This window comes from Izhakiella australiensis (assembly GCF_002006995.1).
In the GTDB taxonomy this organism is placed as follows: domain Bacteria; phylum Pseudomonadota; class Gammaproteobacteria; order Enterobacterales; family Enterobacteriaceae; genus Izhakiella; species Izhakiella australiensis.
The window spans coordinates 19,981-43,809 of sequence record NZ_MRUL01000024.1 but is presented as its reverse complement, the minus strand read 5'-3'; the positions used below and the strand labels follow the sequence as shown (position 1 = coordinate 43,809).

Sequence of the window (23,829 nt, the reverse complement as noted above, 5' to 3'; positions counted from 1 at the left end):
AATAGTTTTTGTTACCAGGGCAATTTACACCAGACGAACATCCACCACGTCCATTCCGGCCGCCCGGGCAGCCTGAACGCCAAAATCAGCATCTTCAAATACCACGCAGCGCTCTGGCTGCACGCCCATAAGCTGCGCGCAGCGCAAAAAAGTTTCCGGTTCAGGTTTATGGGTCTTAACATCATCCGCGCCGACGATGACGTCGAAATAGTCATACAAATCCAGACGGCGCAATAAAGCGTCAGCCATTGCATGCTCGCTGCCAGTACCAACGGCCATCGGACGACGGCCTTTGTAGCGCTTAACCACCTCGACCAGAGGAAGCGGCTGAACCGTCTCCATCAGCATACTTTTAACCATATCGGTTTTTTCACGCGCCAGCAGATGAGGATCCTGCTCGACGTTATGCCAGGAGAGAATAGCCTGTGCGACACGCCAGCAAGGCGAACCGTTTAAGCCAACCATCGCCTGTTCGTCAAAACGCATACCGTAGCGGGCCAGCACCACCTGCCATGCTTTACGGTGAGTTGGTTCCGTATCCAGAAGGGTGCCGTCCATATCAAATATCAGGCCTGCGTAGCGATCGTACATCATCCTCTGCTCCCTGCTTAAACGAGAGCATACTTTAACTTACTTGGCCTGTATTGTCGCCGTCGGCATGGATCAGCAAATGCCTTATGCTTAGCATGGGATTTTTTATGCGTAATCAACGTGTCAGGGAGGGAAAATGCCTTAGACAGGAGAAATAAAAAGATGAGAATTAAGAATTTGCCGAGCAGCCTGTAGATAGCTCACTCAGGAAAGTAAACCGGCCGGTCAGGCAGAACTTACTATCAGGTATGGGTAAGGATGGCGCATCCGGGAGGATTCGAACCTCCGACCGCTCGGTTCGTAGCCGAGTACTCTATCCAGCTGAGCTACGGATGCACAACTATTTAACTTCACTGCAAACTGCTTTAACTACCAGAGTATGGCGCATCCGGGAGGATTCGAACCTCCGACCGCTCGGTTCGTAGCCGAGTACTCTATCCAGCTGAGCTACGGATGCATCAAATGGCGGTGAGGGAGGGATTCGAACCCTCGATGCAGCTTTTGACCGCATACTCCCTTAGCAGGGGAGCGCCTTCAGCCTCTCGGCCACCTCACCACACTGACTCTGAAACGTTTCGCGTCTGAACTTGAAACTGTTCATCGGCGTTGCGTGGCGCACATATTACTTTCCCGCACTTATAAGTCAAACATTTTTTCCCCCGGTGAGTTTGATTGCACAAAAGCCACGCAATCAGAATAATTTGCCGACAAAAAGATTGAATAATCAACACTGAACTTACGGGCTGTAGCCTGTCTGCTACCCGCCTGCGCCAGAGAAAAATGTTCGGAAAAGGAAAAAAAGCGAAAACCAGAAGGGATACCGATAAAGCAGCGCCTCGCAATGACTTTGCGAGGCGTGGAATAAGGTTAGTAGCTCGTTTGCTGACTCTTTTCAGCCTGAATACGCTGATAGATCTCTTCGCGGTGAACAGACACTTCTTTTGGCGCATTAACCCCAATGCGCACCTGGTTACCTTTAACGCCCAGGACCGTTACAGTCACCTCATCGCCAATCATGAGGGTTTCACCAACTCGACGAGTTAGAATAAGCATTCTTTGCTCCTTGAAAGATTAATAGAGTCGGGTTTACCGTCTCCCGGCATTATCCATCAAATAACGCTTAATGTAGCTTATGACAAATACACCAAAAGTGCATCCTCACACCAATACATTCTGCTGATACATAGTTTAGCCGAAATACGTAACAACCACCTGACTTTGTTTACGGGTACGCAACAGGCGGCATGCTATAGTAAGCGCCTTATCACGTACCACCCAGTACGTTTCTTATAGTGTTACAGCTTTGCTTTAACCCAGGATTCAACGCTGGCAAGTGCCCCTGACAGCGCCTGAACGTCATTGCCTCCGGCCTGAGCCATATCCGGGCGTCCGCCACCTTTACCGCCGACCCTTTGAGCTAATTCTGAAATTAACTCACCCGCTTTAACGCGATCGGTCAGATCCTTGGTCACCCCAGCGATCAGAGAAACTTTGCCTTCTGAAACTGTTGCCAGCACGATGATTGCCGATTTCAGCTGATTCTTCAGATCGTCGACCATTGTGCGCAGCATTTTCGGATCAGTACCATCCAGCTGGCTCACCAACAATTTTGCGCCGTTAAGATCGATAGCGTTGCTACCAAGTGAAGCACTCTCATGGGCGGCCTGCTGGTCTTTCAGCTGCTGCAGTTCTTTTTCAAGCGAACGCGCATGTTCAATCATCACTTTAACTTTATCAGTCAGATTGCTGCTGTTGGCTTTTAGTAACTGGGCTACATCATGCAGTTGTTCACTCTGCGAATGTACCTGCCTGAGCGCACCTTCGCCGGTAACCGCCTCAATACGACGTACACCAGCCGCGGTACCCTGCTCGCTAACAATACGAAACAGACCGATATCGCCAGTACGGCTGGCATGCGTTCCGCCACAAAGCTCGGTGGAGAAATCACCCATGCTAAGCACCCTGACGCGATCGTCATATTTCTCGCCAAATAGCGCCATCGCCCCCTGCGCTTTGGCATCTTCCAGCGCCATAATATGGGTAGTCACCGCATGATTGCGGCGGATATGTTCGTTAACCATATCTTCAACCCGGCGAATTTCTTCTGGTTTCATCGCTTCGAAATGTGAGAAATCGAAGCGCAGATATTTATCGTTAACCAATGAGCCTTTCTGTGCCACATGCTCGCCCAATTCGTGGCGCAGCGCGGCGTGCAGCAAATGGGTTGCCGAGTGATTAAGACGAATGCGCGCGCGTCGGGCGGCATCGACCTGGGCATCAAGGCGATCGCCAATTTTCAGATGACCGCTGACGAGTTTTCCAATATGGCCAAACGCCTGAGCATATTTCTGGGTATCGCTTACCATAAACTGCGCGTTGCTACCCTGCAAAGTACCGGTATCACCAACCTGGCCGCCTGATTCACCATAAAACGGCGTCTGATCGAGGATTATTACGCCCTGCTGGCCCGCGGAAATCTCTTTTGCTTCGCTGCCATCAACAAAGATGGCTTTGACGGTTGCATTGCCTTCAAGCTGCTCGTAGCCGTTGAAACGAGTCGATTCATCGACCCGAATCACGCTGTTATAATCAACGCCAAACCCACTGGCATCGCGAGCACGCTGGCGCTGTTGCTCCATCGCGCGCTCAAATCCCTCTTCATCAATTTTCAGATTACGCTCACGGCAAACATCCGCCGTCAAATCGGCCGGGAAACCAAAGGTATCGTATAAGCGGAAAACCGTTTCACCATCAAGAACGTTACCTTTCAGCTTCGCCAACTCATCATCCAGCAAAGCAAGGCCACGCTCAAGGGTCTTAGCAAACTGCTCCTCTTCGCTCCTCAGCACCTGTTCTACCTGCGCCTGCTGGCGTTGAAGGTCATCACCCGCACCGCCCATCACGTCAATCAGGGGGGCGACCAGCTTCCAGAAGAACGTGCCTTTTGCGCCCAGCATATTGCCATGGCGCACCGCGCGACGAATGATACGGCGCAGTACGTAACCACGGTTTTCATTGGATGGGATAACGCCATCAGCCACCAGAAACGCACAGGAGCGAATATGGTCGGCCACAACGCGCAAAGATTTATTGGTTAAATCCGAGGTGCCGGTCACCTCAGCAACCGCGTTAATTAGCTTCTGGAACAGATCGATTTCATAGTTAGAATTTACATGCTGCAAGACAGCTGAAATGCGCTCAAGTCCCATGCCGGTATCAACTGAAGGTTTCGGCAAGGGTTGCATCGTACCGTCAGCCTGACGGTTGAACTGCATAAACACGATATTCCAGATTTCGATATAGCGGTCACCGTCTTCTTCCGGGCTGCCCGGAGGACCGCCCCAGATATGGTCGCCGTGATCGTAAAAGATTTCAGAGCATGGGCCGCAAGGTCCGGTGTCACCCATCTGCCAGAAGTTGTCAGATGCATAAGCGGCGCCCTTATTATCGCCAATGCGAATAATGCGCTCGGCGGGTACGCCGATCTCTTTCGCCCAGATATCATAGGCTTCATCATCGGTCTCATAGACCGTCACCCACAGGCGTTCTTTGGGTAAATTAAACCACTGCGGGGCAGTCAACAGTTCCCAGGCAAAGGCAATCGCCTCCTGCTTGAAATAGTCACCGAAACTGAAGTTACCTAACATTTCGAAGAACGTGTGATGGCGCGCGGTATAGCCAACGTTTTCTAAATCATTATGCTTGCCGCCGGCGCGCACGCAGCGTTGCGACGTTGTCGCCCGCGAATAGTTGCGCTTATCCTGGCCAAGAAAAACGTCTTTAAACTGATTCATCCCTGCGTTAGTAAAAAGCAGAGTGGGATCGTTATTAGGTACCAGGGAGCTGCTTGCTACAACCTGATGGCCCTTGCTATGGAAAAAGTCGAGAAACGCCTGACGAATCTCCGCGGTGCTCTTGCTCATAGATGTCCTGAAATCACGCTAATATAGCGTTCGTGGGCCATTGAGTACCCGGGTCTGGCTGTCAGTCCCGCCCGCACGAACAAAAAGTGGTGAATAAGATAAATTTTCTTCAGAGGGAAGTAAAATCTCTTCACGGTCAATTATCAAAATTTCTGAAAATCCCCTGAACATCTTCCATAAAGAACCCTCTTGTCAGCAGGTAACGCTGCACTTTCGCCTTTTCCTTCCATTCCTGCGGCAGCGGCTGACCGAAGCGGCGCCAGGCAAGGTCGGCAGCGCGCTGCGTCCAGTCGATACCGCAATCGGCTAGCGCGGCATCAATGAGCTGGCGATCGATGCCTTTTTGACCAAGCTCCATACGAATACGCTGCGGACCGTATCCTTTGCGTGAGCGTCCGGCAATAAAACGCTCAGTAAAACGGCCATCATCAAGAAAATTATGCTGATAGCACCAGGCAATCACCTGTTCAATTTCCTCATCGCTCGGCCCCGATGCCGCATCTTGCCCGGCGTCGGAGCTCGCACGCTGCGCAGCCAGCGCCATTTTGCGACGCAGTTCTGCTTCACTATGATCGCGCAGCGCCAGCACGCGCATAGCTCTGGCGGTTAACCGATTTAACCGCGTTTTTGCATCAGTTGCTGTCATGATAGCGTTCTACCGTATTACTTTAAATCAGCCAATTCGTACCACACTCCATTGCTTCAGCATAACTTCTGACCGGGAGAATTGACAAAGTTCCATCAGGTGAGTCGTTCGTTCAGGATGTAAGCGGATGAAAAAACTCAGGCGGGTGGTAATGATTAAAAAAGAAAAACGGGTAAGGATTACCCTTACCCGCTGTGACTCTCGCTACTGGCCGTCAGTCGCCAATGACAGTGGCGGCGGCCAGGCCGCATAATTCGCGTATCAGAAGTCTTCCTGGGTTTCTCCGGCGGTATCTTCTTCATACGCTTGCGCAGAAAAATCAGCTTTATCGTCCTGATTATTCAGCAGTAGCTCACGCAATTTTGTTTCAATATCCGCCGCAATAGCCGGGTTATCCTTCAGGAAGTTAATGGCATTTGCTTTACCCTGGCCAATTTTGTCGCCGTTGTAGCTATACCATGCGCCAGCTTTCTCAATAAATTTATGCTTAACGCCCAGGTCGACCACTTCTCCCAGCACGTTGATGCCTTCGCCGTACATGATCTGGAATTCGGCCTGTTTGAAAGGCGCAGCCACTTTGTTTTTTACCACTTTAACGCGGGTTTCACTGCCAACAACCTCATCGCCCTCTTTGATTGCGCCAATACGGCGAATATCGAGACGAACGGATGCATAAAACTTAAGCGCGTTACCGCCGGTAGTGGTTTCCGGGTTACCAAACATGACGCCAATCTTCATGCGGATCTGGTTAATGAAGATTAACAGCGTATTCGACTGTTTCAGGTTGCCGGCCAGCTTACGCATCGCCTGGCTCATCATGCGCGCCGCCAGCCCCATGTGCGAGTCGCCGATCTCACCCTCAATTTCCGCTTTCGGCGTCAGTGCGGCCACGGAGTCAACAATGATGACGTCAACCGCACCGGAACGCGCCAGCGCATCACAGATTTCCAGCGCCTGCTCGCCGGTGTCCGGCTGAGAGCAAAGCAAATTATCAATGTCTACGCCCAGCTTTTTCGCGTACACCGGATCCAGCGCATGCTCCGCATCAATAAACGCACAGGTTTTGCCTTTGCGCTGAGCCGCGGCGATAACCTGCAGCGTCAGCGTGGTTTTACCTGATGATTCCGGACCGTAAATTTCAACGATGCGCCCCATCGGCAGGCCACCGGCGCCCAGTGCGATATCCAGAGACAGTGAACCGGTTGAAATGGTTTCAACGTCCATAGAGCGATCTTCACCCAGGCGCATGATTGAGCCTTTGCCAAACTGTTTCTCGATCTGGCCCAGCGCCGCCGCCAGTGCTTTTTGTTTGTTTTCGTCAATAGCCATTTCAACTCCTAATCATGCAGGGTAAAGCGCACGTAGCGTGCCTTTGCGTCTGTAAAACTAAAACTGACAGTGATTATACTGTATGCTCATACAGTATCAAGTTTATTTTCGAGAAATTGTTTGCGCAGCGTTTCCAGCGCCCAAGCCGTTGCCAGACGGCGCACCTGTTGACGATCGCCGGCAAATTGCTGACGCCAGGCCTCACTTCTTCCGGTACCGGAAGCAAAACCAAACCAGACGGTGCCGACCGGTTTTTGTGGCGTTCCACCGTCAGGTCCGGCGATGCCGCTGACGGAGATGGCATAGTTTGCGCCTGAGACTTTCAGCGCCCCTTCGGCCATCTCAAGCACCACCGCCTCGCTGACTGCGCCATGGGCGTCCAGCGTCGCTTGCCGCACGCCGACCAATTTTTTCTTCGCCTCGTTGCTATAGGTGACAAAACCGTAGCCAAACCAGGCCGAACTCCCCGGAATTGCGGTCAGTGCCTGAGCTATCCCACCGCCAGTGCATGATTCGGCGGTAGTCACGCTGGCATGCTGACGCTGTAATAATCCACCGATTTCCGCGCTAAGCTTGCCAAGCTGTTCGTCAGTCATATGCCCTCACGGTTATTGCTATCAATTAGCGCGCAGAATAACATTTTTGACGCGCAGAAGAGTGCCGGACCTCAGGTTTTGCGAGACGTATTCCAGCCTGAAATATCAGGCTAAAAAACCAGTCACCTGCGCTGCGCCACCATAAAAAGCCGGGGGAAAGCTAACAAGCAGCTACCGTCCTGACGCGCCGGATAAGCAGTACTCAGACGTGCCTGGTAGCTGCTCAGAAACCGCGCCTGCTGCGATGCGTCCAGTCCGGCGAGAAAAGGCCGCAATCCAGTCGCTTTTAGCCAGTCAATAATCGCCGCCGCAGAGGGCATCACGTGATAATAAGTGGTACGCCAGATATCGACATGGCAATCACAGGCGCTGAGTAAATCGTAATAGTTTTCAGCGCTAAGCAGACGCTTACGCTGGGCGGCGGCGGGCGGAATAAGATCGCGCCATTCCCCATCGCTGGCGACTTCACGCATCAAACTATGGCTGGGTTCATCAAGATTATCCGGCATTTGTATTGCCAGTACGCCTGCGGGCGCCAGCTGGCTTACCAGTGCGGGTAGCAGCGTCTCATGACCGCTCAGCCACTGTAATGACGCGTTGGCATAAATAAGGTTTTGCGGTTCAGCTGGCCGCCAGTGATTGATATCTGCCGATGTAAAGCGACACAGCGGCAGGCGGGCCCGGGCCTGCTCAAGCATCGCGGGCGACGAATCAATGCCGGTCACCGTTGCCTGCGGCCAGGCGGTGAAAAGCAGCTCAGTGCTGTTACCCGGCCCGCAGCCGAGATCGCTGATAAAATTAGCGCGGGTAAGAGATACTCGTGCTAACAGTTCATGAGCCGGACGAGTACGTTCTGCTTCAAAACGACGATAAAGTTGCGGATCCCAATCTACCATTACCTACTCCTTGAACGGCCAGCGCGGCGAAACGCTAATCAGTCCACCGTAAGGCCAGATGAAAAGACCATCGCGTCGAAAAATACGACGCTTTATCAGCAATCTTCAGGCAACGTCTGAGACTTGCCGGAAATTAACCGGCTCCGCGCGCCTGACGCACCGCTAATCCTAACTGCCACACAGCCATAGCATAGTGCGTACTGTGGTTATAACGGGTAATAGCATAAAAATTAGGCAGGCCAAACCAGTACTGGTAATAATCACCCATATCCAGTTTAAGCAGGCTGACCTGCTGGACGTCGCCCAGCTGGCCCTGCGGCGTCAAACCGGCGGCAATCAAAGAAGAAGGCAGGTATTTCGTATCATAACCGCTCTGTAGTCCCGGCGCCTGGCCGCTCGCCGGCACGGCTACTGCGGCGCCAGGCGTCCAACCATGGGCGCTGAAGTAATGCGCTACGCTGCCGATGGCATCGACCGGATCCCACAAATTGGCATGCCCATCGTGGTTAAAATCAACCGCATACTGCTGATATGACGACGGCATAAACTGTCCGTAGCCCATTGCGCCGGCAAAAGAGCCGCGCAGGTCGAGTACATTATCGCCCTCTTTGCGCGCCATCAGCATAAAGGTTTCCAGTTCGCTGGCGAAATATTTACCTCGCCGTGGGTAATCAAAGGCCAGCGTCGCCAGCGCGTCAACAATGCGGGTTTTACCCATCACCCGACCCCAGCGCGTCTCAACCCCGATGATCCCCACGATGATCTCCGGTGGTACGCCATACGTCTGCCAGGCGCGGTTCAGAGCATCCTGATACTGGTCCCAGAACGCGACGCCGTTTTGTACATTGCCGGGGGTGATGAATTTTTTACGATAGCGAAGCCATGCGCCGTTTGGCCCGACCGGGCCCTGGTAGATGGGCGCCTGACGATCCATATAATCCAGCACCCAGCCAAGGCGTCTGGTTGCCGATAAGGTGCCTTCCAGCTGCGCCCGATCGAAACCATGCTCATTGACCATCTTTGTGACAAAAGCTTGCGCCGCCGGATTACCGGCAAAATCACCGCTGAGCAGTGAAGTCCCGCTATCCTCGGCAGTCTGCGCGCCCCCTTTAAAAGGATTGCCATAAGCCGGAGGTGCAGCCTGCTTCGGCGCGCTGCTACACGCAGTGAGCAGTGAGATAAGTAAGAGCGGGGTGAACAGCGAGCGCATCAGATGTCCCTGTGCCGGCAAGAAAATTGCCCGTCATAGTAAAACATCAGAACGACTAAAGGAAAGCCAGACGGCGTGAACTTTACAACATTGTTAAATCGGGCTTTAGCGCATAGCAATAAAGCCCGCTTAGCTTATGCCTGAATAACGCGCTGCCGCTGTTCGCCAAGACCTTCAACGCCCAGGCGCATCTGCTGGCCTGCCCGCAGAAAGACCGGCGGCTTCATTCCCAGGCCAACGCCCGGCGGCGTACCGGTAGAAATCACATCGCCCGGCTGCAAGCTCATAAAGTTGCTAAGGTAGCTGATGATTTGCTGCACGGTAAAAATCATGGTGCGGGTATTGCCGTTCTGATAGCGCTGGCCATCGACCTCCAGCCACAAATTGAGATTCTGCGGATCGGCAACTTCATCGGCAGTAACCAGCCAGGGCCCCATGGGACCAAAGGTATCGCAGCCTTTGCCTTTATCCCAGGTTCCGCCGCGTTCACTCTGAAACTCACGCTCGGAGACATCATTAATCACGCAATAACCGGCAACGTGTTGCATCGCTTCCTCAGGCGGTATGTAACTTCCCCCCTGGCCGATCACCACGCCAAGCTCTACCTCCCAGTCGGTTTTCACCGAACCGCGCGGCAGCGCGACCTCATCATTGGGGCCGATAATTGAGCTGGTCCATTTGCTAAATACCACCGGTTCAGCGGGCGGTTCCACCCCGGTTTCCGCGGCGTGATCGGCGTAATTAAGACCGATACAAATAAATTTACCGGGACGAGCGACACAGGGACCAATGCGAGGATCGCCCTCTACCTTTGGCAAGTCATTAAGTTTGAGTTGGCGTAGCAGCGCCAGTGAAGCCGGCTGTAGCGCTTCGCCATTGACGTCTGCAATGACCGATGAAAGGTCGCGCAGTTGGCCCTGGTCATCAAGAATGCCCGGCTTTTCTTTGCCCGCCGGGCCATAACGCAGCAGTTTCATTTTCTCTCCAGATTGTTATTACATTCGTGGAATAAGACGGCCGATGCTGTGCCATCTTTACCAACTATAACCTGCGATGAGAAAAGGCGGGTGACAACGGGCTAAATCACCTTAACTGATTTTTTTAACAAACTCAGATTTCAGCTTCATCGGACCAAAGCCATCAATTTTACAATCGATATTGTGATCGCCTTCTACCAGACGAATCCCTTTTACCCGGGTGCCAATCTTTAGCACAGATGAACTGCCTTTTACTTTTAAATCCTTCACTACGGTAACGCTGTCGCCATCGGCCAGTAAATTGCCGTTGGCATCGCGAACTTCAAGTCCATCACTGACGGCGACGTCAGAGGGCGACCAGACGTGGCCACATTCAGGGCAGTTTAACTGTTCCCCGTCCTGCCAGGCATAAGGGGAAGCACAGTTTGGACACGGTGGTAATTCAGACATCAAATTGTTCCTCTATAACCCCATGAAGTATGGGGTTGGCAGTGTAGCCGATTTTTCGTCAGGTGATAACCACTGAAAATCGCGTTGTCTTCCAGACTGCTTTGCAAACGGCCTGCAACATTACTTTTGGCTGGAATAGTGAGCTGCCCGCAGGCAGGCTGAGGATCAATTTTCACAGGCGGAGTTATGATGGAACATAACCTGGTTTGGTGGCTGACGTTGAGCCTGCTGGCGCTTTGCGCGGGCAGTTTTTTTAATCTGGTGATTTATCGTCTGCCGCTGATGCTATTACATCCGCAAATGAAGCTCAGCCTGACGTCACCGCGCTCTCATTGCCCCCAGTGCAACACAACGCTGACGCTACGCGATCTGATTCCGCTGCTGAGCTGGCTGGCATTACGCGGACGCTGTCGTCATTGCTATGCCCGCATTAGCTGGCGCTATCCGGCGCTGGAGCTGCTCAGCCTGCTGTACGCGCTGCTGGTCGCTGCTATTTTTCAATCGAACTGGCAAATAGGGTTACCTGCCCTGTTGTTTGGCTGGACGCTATTAATACTGACGTTTATCGATATAGATCATCACCTGCTCCCTGACGTTTTAACCCTTTCCCTGCTCTGGGCGGGCTTATTGCGCGCAGCGCTAATCGGGCAAGGGCCATCGCCAGCCGGGGCCATTGTCGCCACAGTCGCGGGTTATTTGCTGTTTCGCCTGCTGGCGGATATCTGGTACTACTGGCGCCATGAGGTCGCGCTGGGCGGCGGCGATATCAAACTATTTGCCGCGTTGGGAGCCTGGCTTGGCCTAAAAGCGCTGCCCGCCACGCTGATGATTGCCAGCGCCGGCGCGCTGATATTCTTGCTGATAAAATCATCTGTTTGCCGCCAACCGCCACCGCGCCGCTTTGCTTTCGGCCCGTGGCTTGCGCTGGGAGGGGTGATGATATTTGTCTGGCAAAACTGCCATTAAGCCCACAGTTATTGCCAGGGCGTCAGTCAACGCTATGGAGTAACAGGCGACAAAAATGCGCCAACGGCTATAGATTTCAAATACCGGGCGGTCAGCGTCAAAAGCCGACCGCCCACCAGAACATCAGAATCAGAACGCTTCCCAGTTTTGCGTTGAGTGACCGACGACCGGCACTGGAGCCAGCGCGACGACTGGTGACAATTTATTGTTTTCCGGTACGCGGCTAACGGGGAGAGCCGCGCTGCCAGGTTCGATGCGAAATACCGATACGGCCTGACGCAGTTGACCAGCCTGGGACTCCAGCGTAGATGCCGCGCCCGCAGACTCTTCAACCAGCGCCGCATTTTGCTGGGTCACGCTATCCATCTGGGATACCGCAAGACTGACCTGCTCAATGCCGCGACGCTGTTCACCTGAAGCGGTAGCAATATCATCCATTATGCTGGTCACTCTGTTGACGGCAGCAACAATTTCCTTCATCGCATCGCCTGCGTCGCTAACCTGCTGCGATCCGGTACCTACCCGGCTGACGGACTTATCAATCAGGTTTTTAATTTCTTTCGCTGCCGTGGCGCTCCGACCGGCCAGCGATCTGACTTCTCCGGCGACAACGGCAAAACCACGCCCCTGTTCACCCGCACGGGCGGCCTCGACAGCCGCATTTAACGCCAGAATATTTGTCTGAAAAGCGATTTCATCAATCACCGCAGTAATTTGGGAAATCTGCTGCGAGCTGTCCGATATCTCCTGCATGGTGGTTACGACGCTGCTGACCACCGAGCCCCCAGATTCGGCAGTCACCGAGGCGGCGCGGGCGAGCTCTGCGGCCTGCTGTGCATTATCGCTGTTCAGCTTAACCGTTGCAGACAGCTGTTCCATGCTAGCCGCCGTTTGCTCCAGAGAAGCCGCCTGCTCTTCAGTACGTGAAGAGAGATCGTTGCCGCCGGCAGAGATTTCGCCAGCCCCGGAGTAAATCGCATCAGCACTTTCGCGCACCGCACTCACGGTGGTTATCAGTGAATTTTGCATGCTTTTTAACATGCTAAGCAGGTGCCCCATTTCACTGCGGCCACCCTCTTGCACCGGACAGGTGAGATCGCCGCCGGTAATGGCTTTGATGTGGCCGGTGATCTGCTTCAGCGGTACAAAAAGGATCTGCCTGATGCCGGTATAAATAATCATGATAAGAACAACCAGAACCAGCGCGATTGCGCTCAAAGTCCATATCATCTGGTTAAAGTTTTTCAGGTTTTCCTCGGATGCCGCCTGCTGCAACTGGTTATTTTTCACCCGCCAGCTATTGTATGTCGCCGCCAGATCGTCCTGAGCTTTTTGCGCATCCAGGTTACCGTAGGCGGCATAATTCCCCTGGCGCAGGAAAGCAATCGAGCTTTTCAGCACCTCAAACATGGCGGAGTAAGTCTGATGGATCTGCTCTTCCCCGGGCGCATCACGCTCGGAATTTTTGGTGATATCCAGGTACTTTTGGAAATTACGGTCAGATTGCTCAAGAGAGGTATTGGCTTTTTGCAGCAGATCATCAAGACCGGATTGAGATGCGGTTGCAGGGTTATTTTGATTTTTAAGAAAGCGTATCGCTGCACGCGTCACCGCAACACGCGTGACTACCAATGATTGAAAACTGTCACTTAACTGCTGTTGCTGTTCGCTAAGCTGCTCATTATTAAGGAAGTTGGTCCTGTCATTATCTACGGCAGTGTAATAAAGACCCGCGATGGAAAACCACAGTAATCCAGATATAAACAGCACTACGGTTATGCCGGTAATAATTTTAGTATTTTTAAACATGGTAGAGTCCGGTTTGGTCAGCTGTGACGAGTTATCGACCTCTGCGGGCAGATCTTTAGAGAATAATTAACGGCATATATCTCTTTTGTAAAAGCGATGTAAACATTAAATAACAATCACTTGCTGTGAATCACGTCAAGACGGCGCCCTCACCCAACAGCTTCACGCTGGCAGCGCGCGCGAAAATTCTTCTGCGCCTCTGTTGACTTATACTGTTATCAGCGTACTTTTCAGGACATGAAAACCATACTAATCATTGTCCCGGATGGCGGGATGCTATTCGAATCCGCCGGCATTGCCGACATTCTGATGCAGGCTAACCGATTACACGGCGGAGACGTAAGCCAGCCGCGCTATAAGGTCAGCCTCGCCACAACGCAGCCACATCAGGTGATCCACGGTCAGTCAGGGTTAAACCTGTTCGCCGACCATCGCCTTGCCGAACTTGATCCTCGCGAAGCGCGGGATACGATTATCATTACAGGTCAGGGTAATAATGAGCAGGAAGGCTGCGCGGTGGTTGACTGGGTGCGCCTTGCGGCGCCTCATACCCGACGGCTGGTTTCCATTTGCGGCGGCGCACTGCTGTTAGCGCAAACCGGGCTGCTTGATGGCCTGCGCGCAACGACTCACTGGAGATTACTGGAAAAGCTGCAATCGCGCTTTCCACAGGTAAAAGTACAGGAGGGCCCGCTGTATATTCAGGACGGTTCAGTATGGACATCAGGCGGCGTCAGCACGGGTTTTGACTTAACGCTCGCCTTGGTGGAAGAGGATTATGGATTTAGCCTCGCCCGTACGGTGGCGCAGGATCTGGTGATGTATCTGCACCGCCCCGGCGGGCAGATGCAGTTCAGTCGCTACCAGCTTTATCAGACCACCGGACATGGCCCAATTAGCGAGCTACTGAGCTGGATCCCGGCGAATCTTGATGCCGACCTCAGCGTTGAAAAACTGGCGCAGCGGGTCGCCATGAGCCCGCGCAATTTCACCCGGGTCTTTACCCGGGAGACCGGCTCGTCCCCGGCTCGCTACGTGGCAGAGTCGCGCCTCTGCGCAGCCCGCAGCCAGCTGGAACAGACGGGCGAAACGTTGGAGAAAATCGCCGCAATAACCGGTTTCGGTTCCAGCATAAATCTGCGTCGTAGCTTTGAGAAACAGCTGCATCTTACGCCGGGGGAATATCGCCAGCGCTTCCATAGCCGCAATATGGCGTAAAGTGATCCTTATTTGTCATTTACGCCAATAGCAAACCAGCCTAGATTAATTTCAGATTCAGCATAGCGGGAGAAAGTTATGGTAACGGTCGGAATTAATGGCTTTGGCAGGATTGGACGCAACGTATTACGCGCCGCACTCGGTAGCCAGGATATAAAAATCGTGGCAATTAATGACCTGACGGACAGCAAAACGCTGGCGCATTTACTGAAATATGACTCGCTGCTGGGCACCTTACCGGCGTCGGTAAAAGCCGTAGAGGGGCAGCTCCAGGTTGATGGTCAGGCAATACGCATTTTTAATGAACGTAATCCGGAGAATATTCCCTGGAGTAGCGTCGGCGCAGAGATTGTTATTGAGGCCACCGGCTTCTTCACCGATAGTGAAAAAGCAGCGGTCCATATTAGCCACGGAGGCGCAAAGCGCGTCATTATTTCCGCACCGGGCAAAAATGAAGATTTGACGGTGGTGATGGGCGTTAACCATCAACGCTACGATCCGCAGCGCCATTTTATTGTCAGCAACGGCAGCTGCACCACCAACGGTCTGGCGCCTGCCGCTCAGGTGCTGCATCAGAATTTCGGCATTAGCCATGGCCTGATGAACACCACCCATGCTTATACCAACAGCCAGGCTCTGCACGATCAGCCGGAAAAAGATCTGCGCGGCGCGCGGGCCGCAGCCCTGTCGATAGTGCCCTATTCCAGCGGCGCGGCAAAAGCACTGGGTAAAGTGATTCCCGAACTGGATGGACGCATGACCGGCTACTCGCTGCGCGTTCCGGTGCCGGTGGTTTCAATAGTCGATTTGACCGTCACGCTGCAAAAAGAGGTTACGGTGGAGCAAGTTAACGCCGCCTTCCGTGAAGCGGCCGCATCTGGTCCGTTAAAGGCGATCCTCGGCTACAGCGATGAGCCGTTGGTCTCCAGCGATTATCAGGGCGACCCGCGCTCTTCAATCATCGATGGGCTATCAACGCTGGTGATTGGCGGCACCATGGTAAAAATCCTCGCCTGGTACGATAACGAATGGGGATTTTCTAACCGCCTGGTGGATCTGGCGCGACTGATGGCGCAAAAAGGTTTGTAGCCTTTCGCCGGCCGAGCAGGTGTAATCGCCGCACCATGCAAATGTGGTGGTTACGCCTGCAAGCCGTGGAGAAGCCGATTGCCGGGCGATTTGGCAGCGCCAAAGGCGTATAAACCGGTCAAATCTGTAACCCATGTGACCGGTTTATATCAGCGGAGCGGCCCGCCCTTAGCCCCGCTGACAGTATGGCAAAGGTTTATCCATCGATCAGGACCGCTTCGCCAGCGCTTTGACTTCCGCCCAGACCCCGTCATCTACCGGGATGCCGTTCGCCATGAAGTTGGCGCGATTGTTGAGCTGCCTTTCGCCCGGATAGCTTACCTGCTGCTGCCCCTCGGCAGGTTCAGACGAATTCACATAGGCAGCCACGCTGGCAGCCATGTCTTCACTAAACGCTTTCCCTCCGAAGTGGCGGGGATCAAACACCATAAATACCTGGCTGGCACCGGTGCAGCTACCGCGCTGGATGCTATCAATCTCATTCGTAGGCGCGCCGCCGGTCAGCAGCGCGGCCATGGCGTCCAGTAAAATCGCCATACCGGAACCTTTCCAGTAACCGGCGGGCAGAATGCGCATGGACTCCTCAATTGGCCCGGGCAGATCGGTCAGGTTACCCGCTTTATCGAAACCGCCAGGGAAAGGCAGTTTCTCTCCTTTAAGACGGGTTACCTGCAGCTTGCCATAAGCATATTGTGACATCGCCATATCCAACACCATGGCGCCGCTTTTCATCGGTACGGCCATAACAAACGGGTTATTCCCCAGGCGAGGCTGCTTTGCCCCCCAGGCGGGCATGCAGGACTCAGTGTTGGTCCAGCAAATTGCCGCATAGCCTTTTTCCACCGCTTTCCAGCCGTACGAACCACCGCGCATCCAGTGGCTGGTATTACGCAGGCCGACCAGACCCATCCCCCCTTCGCTGGCAAGCGCCATCGCCCTTTCAACCGCAAACAGCGCATTAGTAATACCAATGCCCTGTTTACCGTCATAAATTTCCATACTGCCAAGAGCTTTCACTTTCTCAGGGACCGCCGTTATATCGACCCAGCCTTTATTGACATAGTCGACAAAGCGGGCGACCCGATTTAGCCCATGGGAGAAAATGCCGTCACAGCTGGCCTCGGTATGTATGCTGGCGCAGACATCCGCCTGTGATTCATTTAAACCTGCATTTAAAAAAGCCTGCTTAACCGTCTGTTTCATCTCATCGAACATAACTACTGACATGATGCATCCTTATCGTTTAAACGCGAACTTTCCGATCCCCCGGATAACGTATCCTCCTGCCGGGAGACTTTGTTATTTCCCCACAAATACTGGTAATCCCAGCCGGTAAGCATTTCAGTCACTTTCCTGGTTTCAGGAGTAACGTTTTGCTTACTGCCGTTATTTTTCAGCCGGTTTACTTCTGCGATAAGCAGCGCATGATTCTGCTGTGTCAGCCTGAATTTTAGCGAGCAGGCGATGCCGAAGATCAGAAACGCCGTGGAGCCAACGCCGAATACAGCGACAATGCCATGGATGGCTTCCGGACTTTGCAGCGCACTTTTTGCAGCGAATCCGTAGTGCTGTAGGATGATCCCGACCATAAATAAAGCCAGCGCCTGAACAGCCTTACGTACGAAGGTCATTACGCCGGCAAAAATACCTTCCCGGCGCTTGCCGGTAAGCATTTCGTCAATATCAGGAATAAAGCTATAGATGTTCCAGCATACGTAATAGGTGCCGGAGCGTCCGACGCCCATTAATAACGCGGCGACGTAAACCAGCCATGAGCTATAAGGGAGCGAAAACAAATGAATGCTAAGAAACAGCCCGACGCTTAACAGCATAAATCCCTGGGCTATTTTATATGATTTACCGTTACCTAATTTAATACACAGGGTGATAAACAACGCGACGCAGAGAAATTGCACGACCGTCATGAAGGTTAACGCATTCGAGGCGCTTACCGCGCTTTCACCCAGTACGAAAATAATATAATAAGCAAGAATGGCACCCAGTACATCAAGGGCAACGTAGGCCCCGAGATACATACCAACGTGCTGCCTGAATGTTCTTAACTGGAAGGTTGAGATTAATGAGCGAAAAAGATGCGCCATATCCTCGGAGAACTTTTTTTTCGGCGCCGACGGATCGAATGTACCCGGTCTTTCCCACGTAAATAAGTACAGGCACAGGATAACCAGTGCAAAAAGCGCACCGAAAATGATCCCCATATACAGGAAAGAGGACGGATCATCATTGCCTAAAAAACTGATAATTCTGCCGGGTAACCACGCGGCGAGAATGCCGGCTCCGGTGGAGAAAAACATCCTGACCCCCGTCAGCCTGGCGCGCTGTTTAAAATCATTGGTCATTTCCGCAGCCAGGGTTTCATAAGGCACGATGACCAGCGTATAGGCGATATAAAAAAGAATATAGGTTGCCAGGTAATAGAAGAACCCCATGCCATCAACCCACATAATAATATATGTCAGCATCACCAGCGGCCCGCCAAAAAGAAAAAAGAATCCTCGCCGGCCAAATTTCCGTCCAACTTTACTGCGGTAAAAGTTATCGGTGACATAGCCCATAAGCGGATCAAAAAAAGCGTCCAGCAGGCGTGCAATCGCAATAACAGATCCGGCCTGTGCCGGACTTAATCCGGCATAAGTGGTATAAAAAAACATTAACCACAGGCCAAGCACGGCAAAGCTTCCGCCGCCAAAGAAATCACCGCCACCATAAGCCAGCATATTTCTCAGCTTTATAGGCCTGCTTTTATCATGGTTAATCATATCTATATCCTCAGGGATGGATGGCAGCAAACGCATTAAGAAGCGCGTACGGCGTCATCTGTGGCGATATTCCTATCCTTGCCGGAATCCAGCGCTATTTATCCGACGACGCAAAGCCCGCGGTGCGAACGCCAGAGTTTCCTTTTGCCCGCCACTTATATTGACAGATGATTAAAACCTAACCTTACACCTACTACCATACAAGTATCCTAAATCAAAAAAGCGCCTTACCTCACAATAAATAATGCAGAGTCCGCCAGGATCTGAAGCTGCCGCGACATAAAACTGCTTGCTGCCACGGCGAATAAGTAACGCGTTATCTTATTGCTGCCAGATAAACGGCAGCGGATATTGCATCAGACAGGCGGCGCAGGGATAAGATAATTCTTAACGCACAAAATAAGACCGCCTGAGAAATTGCCCGCATTGACCGACGCCTTTTTGATAGACGAATACGGCACCATCGCTTAAGCTCGCCGAAAGCCTTCAATGTCGGTGAGTTCAATGATCAGGAGCGCCCAATGAAAGTGCGTGCAGCAACGTCAGAAGACTGTGAAACCATCAGTAAAATCGCTATCGACACCTTTCATTTGGCCTGCCCCGCCGATACGCCACCTCAGGAACTGGAACATTACATCCAGGGCAACCTGACGCCGGACTGCTTTTATCTCGCGCTGAACACCCACCGCCAGCGGATCCTGGTGGTGGAAACCTCGGGCCGCGTGGCGGGCTTTAGCCTGGTCAATCACGCCGCTGAAGATTTAGGCATCGCCCAGGCCGATAGCATACCGGAGCTGACCCGCTGCTACGTTGCAGCGGCCTATCACGGAAGCGGCGCGGCGCAATATCTGCTGACGGAAACCCTGTCTACAGCGCCGGGCCCAATCAGGCTGACCGTTAACGACCAGAACCGGCGCGCAATACGCTTTTATCAGCGCAATGGCTTTCAGGAGGTTGGCGAAACGACTTTCCGCTGCGGTGACGATATTCACCGCGATTTGGTAATGGTCAGGCGCCAGCAGCCAGAATAATCCGTGCCTGTTGCTGTTGGCAGGGTAATTTCTGCCGTCCCGCTACTGATAAAACCAGCCGTAAAGGCAAACCCGGCATTGTCATTGCCCTTTCCCGGCGGCTAGTTAAACCTTGCCGCAACCGGCGCCACTATTTCAGGCGATCCGTTCAGTTGCAGACATTGCCCGGATGTACTTTTTGTTATCATCACGCTAGCGGACAGTGAAGGAATAATGATGATGATGATTAACATAAGACATGCGCAAGCGCAGGATTACCCGGCATGGTTAACGCTCTGGCAGGGTTATCTGGGGTTTTATCAAAACGACTTAGACGAAAATGTTACCTCAACAACATGGCGCAGAGCGCTTTCTGCCGATTCGAACATACTGTGCCGGCTTGCCGAAACAGAGCGCGGCATTATTGGTTTCGCGATGTGCGTGCTGCATGAAGGAACCTGGTCAACGCAGCCACTATGTTACCTTGAGGATCTGTATGTTCAGCAGGACGCCCGTGGTATTGGCGCAGGAAGAGCGCTGATAGAAGCTATTTGCGCTGAGGCCCGGCAAAAGTCGTGCTCCAGCGTCTACTGGGTGACACGCGAAAATAACCCGGCCCGTAAGCTGTATGACAAGCTGGCGACGCTGGACGATTTTGTCCGCTATAACGTTAAAATATAAGGGTAACTGGCATCGATGTGAGCGGGAAAAAAGTGCCGCTTCGCCGCCTGCGCGCCGGATTGCCGATGCAGGCGCCTTAGTGGACTACCAGCGGATAAAATAACGCCATGCGTCTGTCCCGTTGCGTTGCCTGCTTCTGTGAGGCCGCTCGAATTACTCGCCCTATCACCTTATTCGACGCGTCATGCGGCGGGAACAACCTCAGGTTTTCTGATAGCATGCCAGTAACGCTTTCCAGCGACCAAATAGTCGTCGTCGCGTAGCTCCGCTGGCGAATCTCTGTCAATACGCAGACCCCGGTTTTCTCCGCTAGCGGATTTATTTTGTCCGCAGACATCATCATTTCACTAGCTTTTGATGACAAAGGTTTGCCTGTTGGTCGATCCGTCATATAAGATCCATTTTTATCACTAACCATCTGATTGTTTGGCAATAATGATGAGATCCCGAGCATCTCTGCGAGATTACGGAAAAGAGTATTATAGAACGAATCGCTCATAAAACCGGCCCGGAAAGTAAGTCATTGCTCTTGTGCGAAGATTCCCTGTCCACGGTTCCGTTCACTCAGCTTTGCCATCAAAGATTCATCTGGTGGTGACAAAACCTTACCGATGTTACGCAGTATTGGTAACGGGAGGCTGGTCAGCTCTTCGGGCTGCGGCAGCGCTTTTTCCCGGTTATTGCCAAAAATATAAAAAGGATAAGCTAAACTGCTCGCCTAATCAGACTCCGCAGCACTTTTTAAATTTCTTGCCGCTACCGCAGAGGCACGGCGCATTTCTCTGTACCGGCAGCCCAACCTGATTCTTCTGCTGCAACACCGACATGACGGTTTCTGCCGGGTACCCCGCAGCCAACACATCTGCAAGCAGGTTCATTTCCGGGGTGATATGTTTGAAGAAATGCTTATAACCGGCACAAAGATAATTATGTCCCGGATGACCAGAGGGCGAGACGGCGAAACGGTGCTTTGGACAACCGCCGTGGCAAACCGGACGGTATTCGCATTTCAGGCAGTCCGCTGTCAGCGTCTCCCTTTTCGCTTCGCCAAAGGCTATCGCCTGTTCGCTATGATTTAACGTGTGAATAGTCTGCTGATGAATATTGCCCAGCAGGTGTTCCGGGTAGACAAAATGGTCGCAGTTATACAGATCGCCATTGGACTCCAGCGCAAAGGCGTGACCACAGGTCTCTGAATGTACGCAGAGCACGGGAGGCTGGTTCGTCCAGGCCGCCAGCGCCACATCGAACATCTGTACCGAAACCCGCCCCACATCCCGACGTATCCAGACATCGAAGATCTGATTCAGAAACTCGCCATATTGCCATGAGGGCACGGTCCAGGGAGCCAGCGTTGCAGCACTTTCACCCGGTAATACCAGGTTCAAAACCGAATCATTGGAAGTGCTGAGTCGTTCAACTAAGGGAATAAACTGAATATGGCGGGAACCCGCAGCCAACAGAAACTCATACACTTCCAATGCATGAGCCGCATTGTGTTTTCCCACTACGGTCAGGGTGTTGAATGCTACATGATGTGCTTTCAGCGTTGCCAGCGCGGCCATCACTTTATGGTGCGTCCCTGCTCCGGCACGATTCACCCGGTACGTATCATGCAGCGCCTGTGGCCCATCAATGGATAAGCCGATTAAAAAATGGTGCTCCGAGAAAAAACGGGCCCATTCGTCATTAATCAGCATGCCGTTAGTCTGTAATGCATGCTGGATCTGCCGTCCCTGCCCGTATTTTTCACACAGTGCGACCACATTACGAAAAAAAGGCAGCCCCATGATTGTCGGTTCGCCACCCTGCCAGGCGAACAGTACCTGTTGAGAATCCTGAGCCTCGATGTGCTGGCGGATATAGCGCTCAAGTGTCTCCTCAGACATCCGCCAGTTCTGTTTTCGTTCTGGATACAGCGCCTCTTTTTCCAGATAAAAACAGTAGTGACAGTCAATATTGCAGACGGAACTGGAAGGTTTGGCCATGACATGGCAGCCGTTCAGCGTCATAAGCAGTCTGACTCCTTATTGATTGCAGCTGCAGCGGTGCTGGCAGTGCGTTAATCCCACCCGGCGAACAGGATCTGGTACCGGGCGGGACAGACAGAACTTAATGGTTCTCGCCAAGCCCCATGCGGCGGAAAGCCTCAGGGGGAGCATCATGGGCCTGCATTTCAGCGACCATCAGCGCGGCCATCCGGGTTTCAGTATCGGCATCATGAAGAGCCTTTTTTTGCTCGGGATCGTCTGCGAGATCGTACAGAACGGTGTCGGCCTCAAGCAGAGGATAACGTGACAACATATTGGCTTTCGCCTGTACGAGAACGGGTACCTTGAGAACGGGCAATTCCATGGTGAAATTGAACGGTTCGCGAAGCGTGGCCTCACGCAATTCGATCGGTTCAAAGAAGGTACGCATGTGCATTGGCATCAGGGTGTAGTTATACAGAGTGACGCTGCTATCCGTCTGATAACGAAAATAGGTATAGCGGCCATCTGTGACATTAATCGCCCCACCAAATTGCCCATAAATGCAGGCATCCCTGAGCGCGATATCTTTGTGGAGCAACGGGATTAATGAATGCCCCTGCACTTCCGTCGGAATGTCGGCGTCAAAAAGATCAAGAATAGTTGGCATAATATCTGTTGTCTGCGTCAGTGCCTCACGCCGTTGTCCTGCATATTGCTGAGCACGTGGGTCATGGACGAACAGAGGAATATGGCTGACCTCATCATAAAATGGGGGCCGGTTTTTACCCCAATATTCGTGCTCTCCTAACAATAAACCATGATCCGTTGAAACGATCAGCGCCGTATCTTCCCAAAGATTATTCTCATCGAAATAATCCAGAAGGCGTCCCAAATAGTCATCACACATTTTAACCAAAGCCGTGTAATTCTCCCTGAGCTCACGGCTTTCCGGCCCGGATAAGTCTGCTCGCCCATAAGGCAGCCAGTCCAGAACCGGCCCCTCATAATCGGAGGCAGCACGGTCTTTGTATTTTTCCGGGGAAAAGAAAGGTTCATGTGGGTCAAAGCATTCCAGTTGGAGCATCCAGTTATCAGCACTGGCATTTGCCTTAAGGAAATCAAACGCGGAATTAAAGCATTTGACCAGAGGGAAATCCTCTTCTTGTTTAATGACTTCACGGGAGAGGACATAGGGCAGATTTGCATTCATATCCGTTCTGCCATCAAAGACCAGTGGATGATATTCCTTTTTCAGCCGTTCAATATCTGGTGAGACAATACCCCGCCATTTATCTTTCTCCTGCCCTCGAATAAATTCCCAGGAATTATAGCGGCCATGAAAACCGGTACCGCCATCTTCAAAATAGTGGTAATGGTCGGTAATTAAATGTGTATAGACATTTTTCCTGCGCAAAATTTCAGGGAATGCATTGTCAAATGGCTCAAGCGGCCCCCACGCACGGTGGAGGAAATTCAGCCGCCCCGTCATAATGTCTCTGCGTGCGGGCATACAGGGCATACTGCCGACGTAGTGATTATTAAAGGTCACCGACTTTTTAGCCAGCCGCTCAAAAGCTGGCGTAGGTATCGCTGAAGAGTTATAGGGCGATAGAGCATGACGGTTCAATGAATCGAACAATACAAATACTAATTTCATGACTACTCCTCAATTATTTAAAATAAAA

The 23,829-nt window shown here is 52.4% G+C and carries 22 protein-coding genes and 3 tRNA genes; 6 read left to right on the top strand and 19 right to left on the bottom strand.

Annotated features, from left to right (window positions below; all coding sequences use genetic code 11):
* Positions 1 to 24 precede the first annotated feature (24 nt).
* From yqaB to BTJ39_RS21510, 7 genes are all read right to left on the bottom strand, one after another.
* On the bottom strand, positions 25 to 591 hold the full coding sequence (gene yqaB, locus BTJ39_RS21540) for a fructose-1-phosphate/6-phosphogluconate phosphatase (RefSeq protein ID WP_078004784.1): 567 nt from the start codon (positions 589 to 591) through the stop codon (positions 25 to 27).
* A gap of 259 nt (positions 592 to 850) precedes the next feature.
* Positions 851 to 927: transfer RNA gene (locus tag BTJ39_RS21535), tRNA-Arg, on the bottom strand.
* A 44-nt stretch (positions 928 to 971) separates the two neighbouring features.
* Positions 972 to 1,048 (bottom strand) — tRNA-Arg (locus tag BTJ39_RS21530).
* A 6-nt stretch (positions 1,049 to 1,054) separates the two neighbouring features.
* Positions 1,055 to 1,147 (bottom strand) — tRNA-Ser (locus BTJ39_RS21525).
* 311 nt (positions 1,148 to 1,458) lie between these two features.
* Positions 1,459 to 1,644 carry a carbon storage regulator CsrA gene (gene csrA / locus BTJ39_RS21520; RefSeq protein WP_013574027.1) on the bottom strand — a complete coding sequence of 62 codons (186 nt, stop codon included), beginning with the start codon at positions 1,642 to 1,644 and terminating at the stop codon, positions 1,459 to 1,461.
* A gap of 242 nt (positions 1,645 to 1,886) precedes the next feature.
* The gene (alaS, locus tag BTJ39_RS21515; RefSeq protein WP_078004774.1) at positions 1,887 to 4,514 is read right to left on the bottom strand and encodes an alanine--tRNA ligase; all 2,628 of its coding nucleotides are present in this window, start codon (positions 4,512 to 4,514) and stop codon (positions 1,887 to 1,889) included.
* A 136-nt stretch (positions 4,515 to 4,650) separates the two neighbouring features.
* Positions 4,651 to 5,160 (bottom strand): regulatory protein RecX, encoded by a 510-nt coding sequence (locus BTJ39_RS21510; RefSeq protein ID WP_078004773.1) that lies wholly within the window; start codon positions 5,158 to 5,160, stop codon positions 4,651 to 4,653.
* A 127-nt stretch (positions 5,161 to 5,287) separates the two neighbouring features.
* Here BTJ39_RS21510 and BTJ39_RS25315 point away from each other — a divergent pair, with 127 nt between their 5' ends.
* Positions 5,288 to 5,413: a hypothetical protein gene (locus tag BTJ39_RS25315; protein WP_277869795.1), complete on the top strand. Its 126-nt coding sequence runs from the start codon at positions 5,288 to 5,290 to the stop codon at positions 5,411 to 5,413.
* Between the two features lie 8 nt (positions 5,414 to 5,421).
* Here the strand turns inward: BTJ39_RS25315 and recA are convergent, their stop codons facing one another.
* The 6 genes from recA to BTJ39_RS21480 all read right to left on the bottom strand — a co-directional run bounded on the left by recA (position 5,422) and on the right by BTJ39_RS21480 (position 10,618).
* Positions 5,422 to 6,489 (bottom strand): recombinase RecA, encoded by a 1,068-nt coding sequence (gene recA / locus BTJ39_RS21505; protein ID WP_078004772.1) that lies wholly within the window; start codon positions 6,487 to 6,489, stop codon positions 5,422 to 5,424.
* A gap of 86 nt (positions 6,490 to 6,575) precedes the next feature.
* Positions 6,576 to 7,085 carry a nicotinamide-nucleotide amidase gene (gene pncC / locus BTJ39_RS21500; protein WP_078004771.1) on the bottom strand — a complete coding sequence of 170 codons (510 nt, stop codon included), beginning with the start codon at positions 7,083 to 7,085 and terminating at the stop codon, positions 6,576 to 6,578.
* A 122-nt stretch (positions 7,086 to 7,207) separates the two neighbouring features.
* Positions 7,208 to 7,981, bottom strand: coding sequence for a trans-aconitate 2-methyltransferase (gene tam / locus BTJ39_RS21495; RefSeq protein WP_078004770.1), 774 nt, complete (start codon positions 7,979 to 7,981; stop codon positions 7,208 to 7,210).
* 133 nt (positions 7,982 to 8,114) lie between these two features.
* Positions 8,115 to 9,191 carry a lytic murein transglycosylase B gene (gene mltB, locus BTJ39_RS21490; protein WP_078004769.1) on the bottom strand — a complete coding sequence of 359 codons (1,077 nt, stop codon included), beginning with the start codon at positions 9,189 to 9,191 and terminating at the stop codon, positions 8,115 to 8,117.
* A gap of 134 nt (positions 9,192 to 9,325) precedes the next feature.
* The gene (locus BTJ39_RS21485; protein ID WP_078004768.1) at positions 9,326 to 10,168 is read right to left on the bottom strand and encodes a fumarylacetoacetate hydrolase family protein; all 843 of its coding nucleotides are present in this window, start codon (positions 10,166 to 10,168) and stop codon (positions 9,326 to 9,328) included.
* 111 nt (positions 10,169 to 10,279) lie between these two features.
* Positions 10,280 to 10,618, bottom strand: a complete 339-nt coding sequence (locus BTJ39_RS21480; protein WP_078004767.1) for a zinc ribbon domain-containing protein YjdM — start codon at positions 10,616 to 10,618, stop codon at positions 10,280 to 10,282.
* Positions 10,619 to 10,804: 186 nt separating this feature from the next.
* Here BTJ39_RS21480 and BTJ39_RS21475 point away from each other — a divergent pair, with 186 nt between their 5' ends.
* Complete coding sequence (locus BTJ39_RS21475; protein WP_078004766.1) at positions 10,805 to 11,584, top strand: prepilin peptidase; 780 nt, start codon at positions 10,805 to 10,807, stop codon at positions 11,582 to 11,584.
* Positions 11,585 to 11,713: 129 nt separating this feature from the next.
* Here the strand turns inward: BTJ39_RS21475 and BTJ39_RS21470 are convergent, their stop codons facing one another.
* Positions 11,714 to 13,393: a methyl-accepting chemotaxis protein gene (locus BTJ39_RS21470; RefSeq protein ID WP_078004765.1), complete on the bottom strand. Its 1,680-nt coding sequence runs from the start codon at positions 13,391 to 13,393 to the stop codon at positions 11,714 to 11,716.
* A 237-nt stretch (positions 13,394 to 13,630) separates the two neighbouring features.
* On the opposite strand from BTJ39_RS21470, the gene BTJ39_RS21465 reads away from it, so the two are divergent.
* Together BTJ39_RS21465 and gap are read left to right on the top strand one after the other, a co-directional pair.
* Positions 13,631 to 14,611, top strand: a complete 981-nt coding sequence (locus tag BTJ39_RS21465; protein WP_078004764.1) for a GlxA family transcriptional regulator — start codon at positions 13,631 to 13,633, stop codon at positions 14,609 to 14,611.
* 78 nt (positions 14,612 to 14,689) lie between these two features.
* Entirely contained in the window at positions 14,690 to 15,700 is a 1,011-nt protein-coding gene (gene gap, locus BTJ39_RS21460) for a type I glyceraldehyde-3-phosphate dehydrogenase (RefSeq protein WP_078004763.1), read from the top strand.
* A gap of 207 nt (positions 15,701 to 15,907) precedes the next feature.
* Here the strand turns inward: gap and yiaK are convergent, their stop codons facing one another.
* Together yiaK and BTJ39_RS21450 are read right to left on the bottom strand one after the other, a co-directional pair.
* Entirely contained in the window at positions 15,908 to 16,927 is a 1,020-nt protein-coding gene (gene yiaK, locus BTJ39_RS21455; RefSeq protein ID WP_078004762.1) for a 3-dehydro-L-gulonate 2-dehydrogenase, read from the bottom strand.
* Positions 16,918 to 18,480: an MFS transporter gene (locus tag BTJ39_RS21450; RefSeq protein ID WP_078004761.1), complete on the bottom strand. Its 1,563-nt coding sequence runs from the start codon at positions 18,478 to 18,480 to the stop codon at positions 16,918 to 16,920. Before BTJ39_RS21450 ends, yiaK begins: the two co-directional genes overlap by 10 nt.
* Positions 18,481 to 19,001: 521 nt before the next feature.
* On the opposite strand from BTJ39_RS21450, the gene BTJ39_RS21445 reads away from it, so the two are divergent.
* Both BTJ39_RS21445 and BTJ39_RS21440 read left to right on the top strand, forming a co-directional pair.
* Entirely contained in the window at positions 19,002 to 19,511 is a 510-nt protein-coding gene (locus BTJ39_RS21445; RefSeq protein ID WP_078004760.1) for a GNAT family N-acetyltransferase, read from the top strand.
* A 222-nt stretch (positions 19,512 to 19,733) separates the two neighbouring features.
* The gene (locus BTJ39_RS21440; protein WP_422386059.1) at positions 19,734 to 20,171 is read left to right on the top strand and encodes a GNAT family N-acetyltransferase; all 438 of its coding nucleotides are present in this window, start codon (positions 19,734 to 19,736) and stop codon (positions 20,169 to 20,171) included.
* A 76-nt stretch (positions 20,172 to 20,247) separates the two neighbouring features.
* On the opposite strand, the gene BTJ39_RS24680 is transcribed toward BTJ39_RS21440, so the two are convergent.
* The 3 genes from BTJ39_RS24680 to BTJ39_RS21425 form a co-directional block, all read right to left on the bottom strand.
* Positions 20,248 to 20,670, bottom strand: a complete 423-nt coding sequence (locus tag BTJ39_RS24680) for a hypothetical protein (RefSeq protein WP_139356393.1) — start codon at positions 20,668 to 20,670, stop codon at positions 20,248 to 20,250.
* Positions 20,671 to 20,893: 223 nt separating this feature from the next.
* Entirely contained in the window at positions 20,894 to 22,183 is a 1,290-nt protein-coding gene (locus BTJ39_RS21430; protein ID WP_078004758.1) for an anaerobic sulfatase maturase, read from the bottom strand.
* 100 nt (positions 22,184 to 22,283) lie between these two features.
* Positions 22,284 to 23,801, bottom strand: coding sequence for a sulfatase (locus BTJ39_RS21425; protein WP_078004757.1), 1,518 nt, complete (start codon positions 23,799 to 23,801; stop codon positions 22,284 to 22,286).
* Positions 23,802 to 23,829 lie beyond the last annotated feature (28 nt).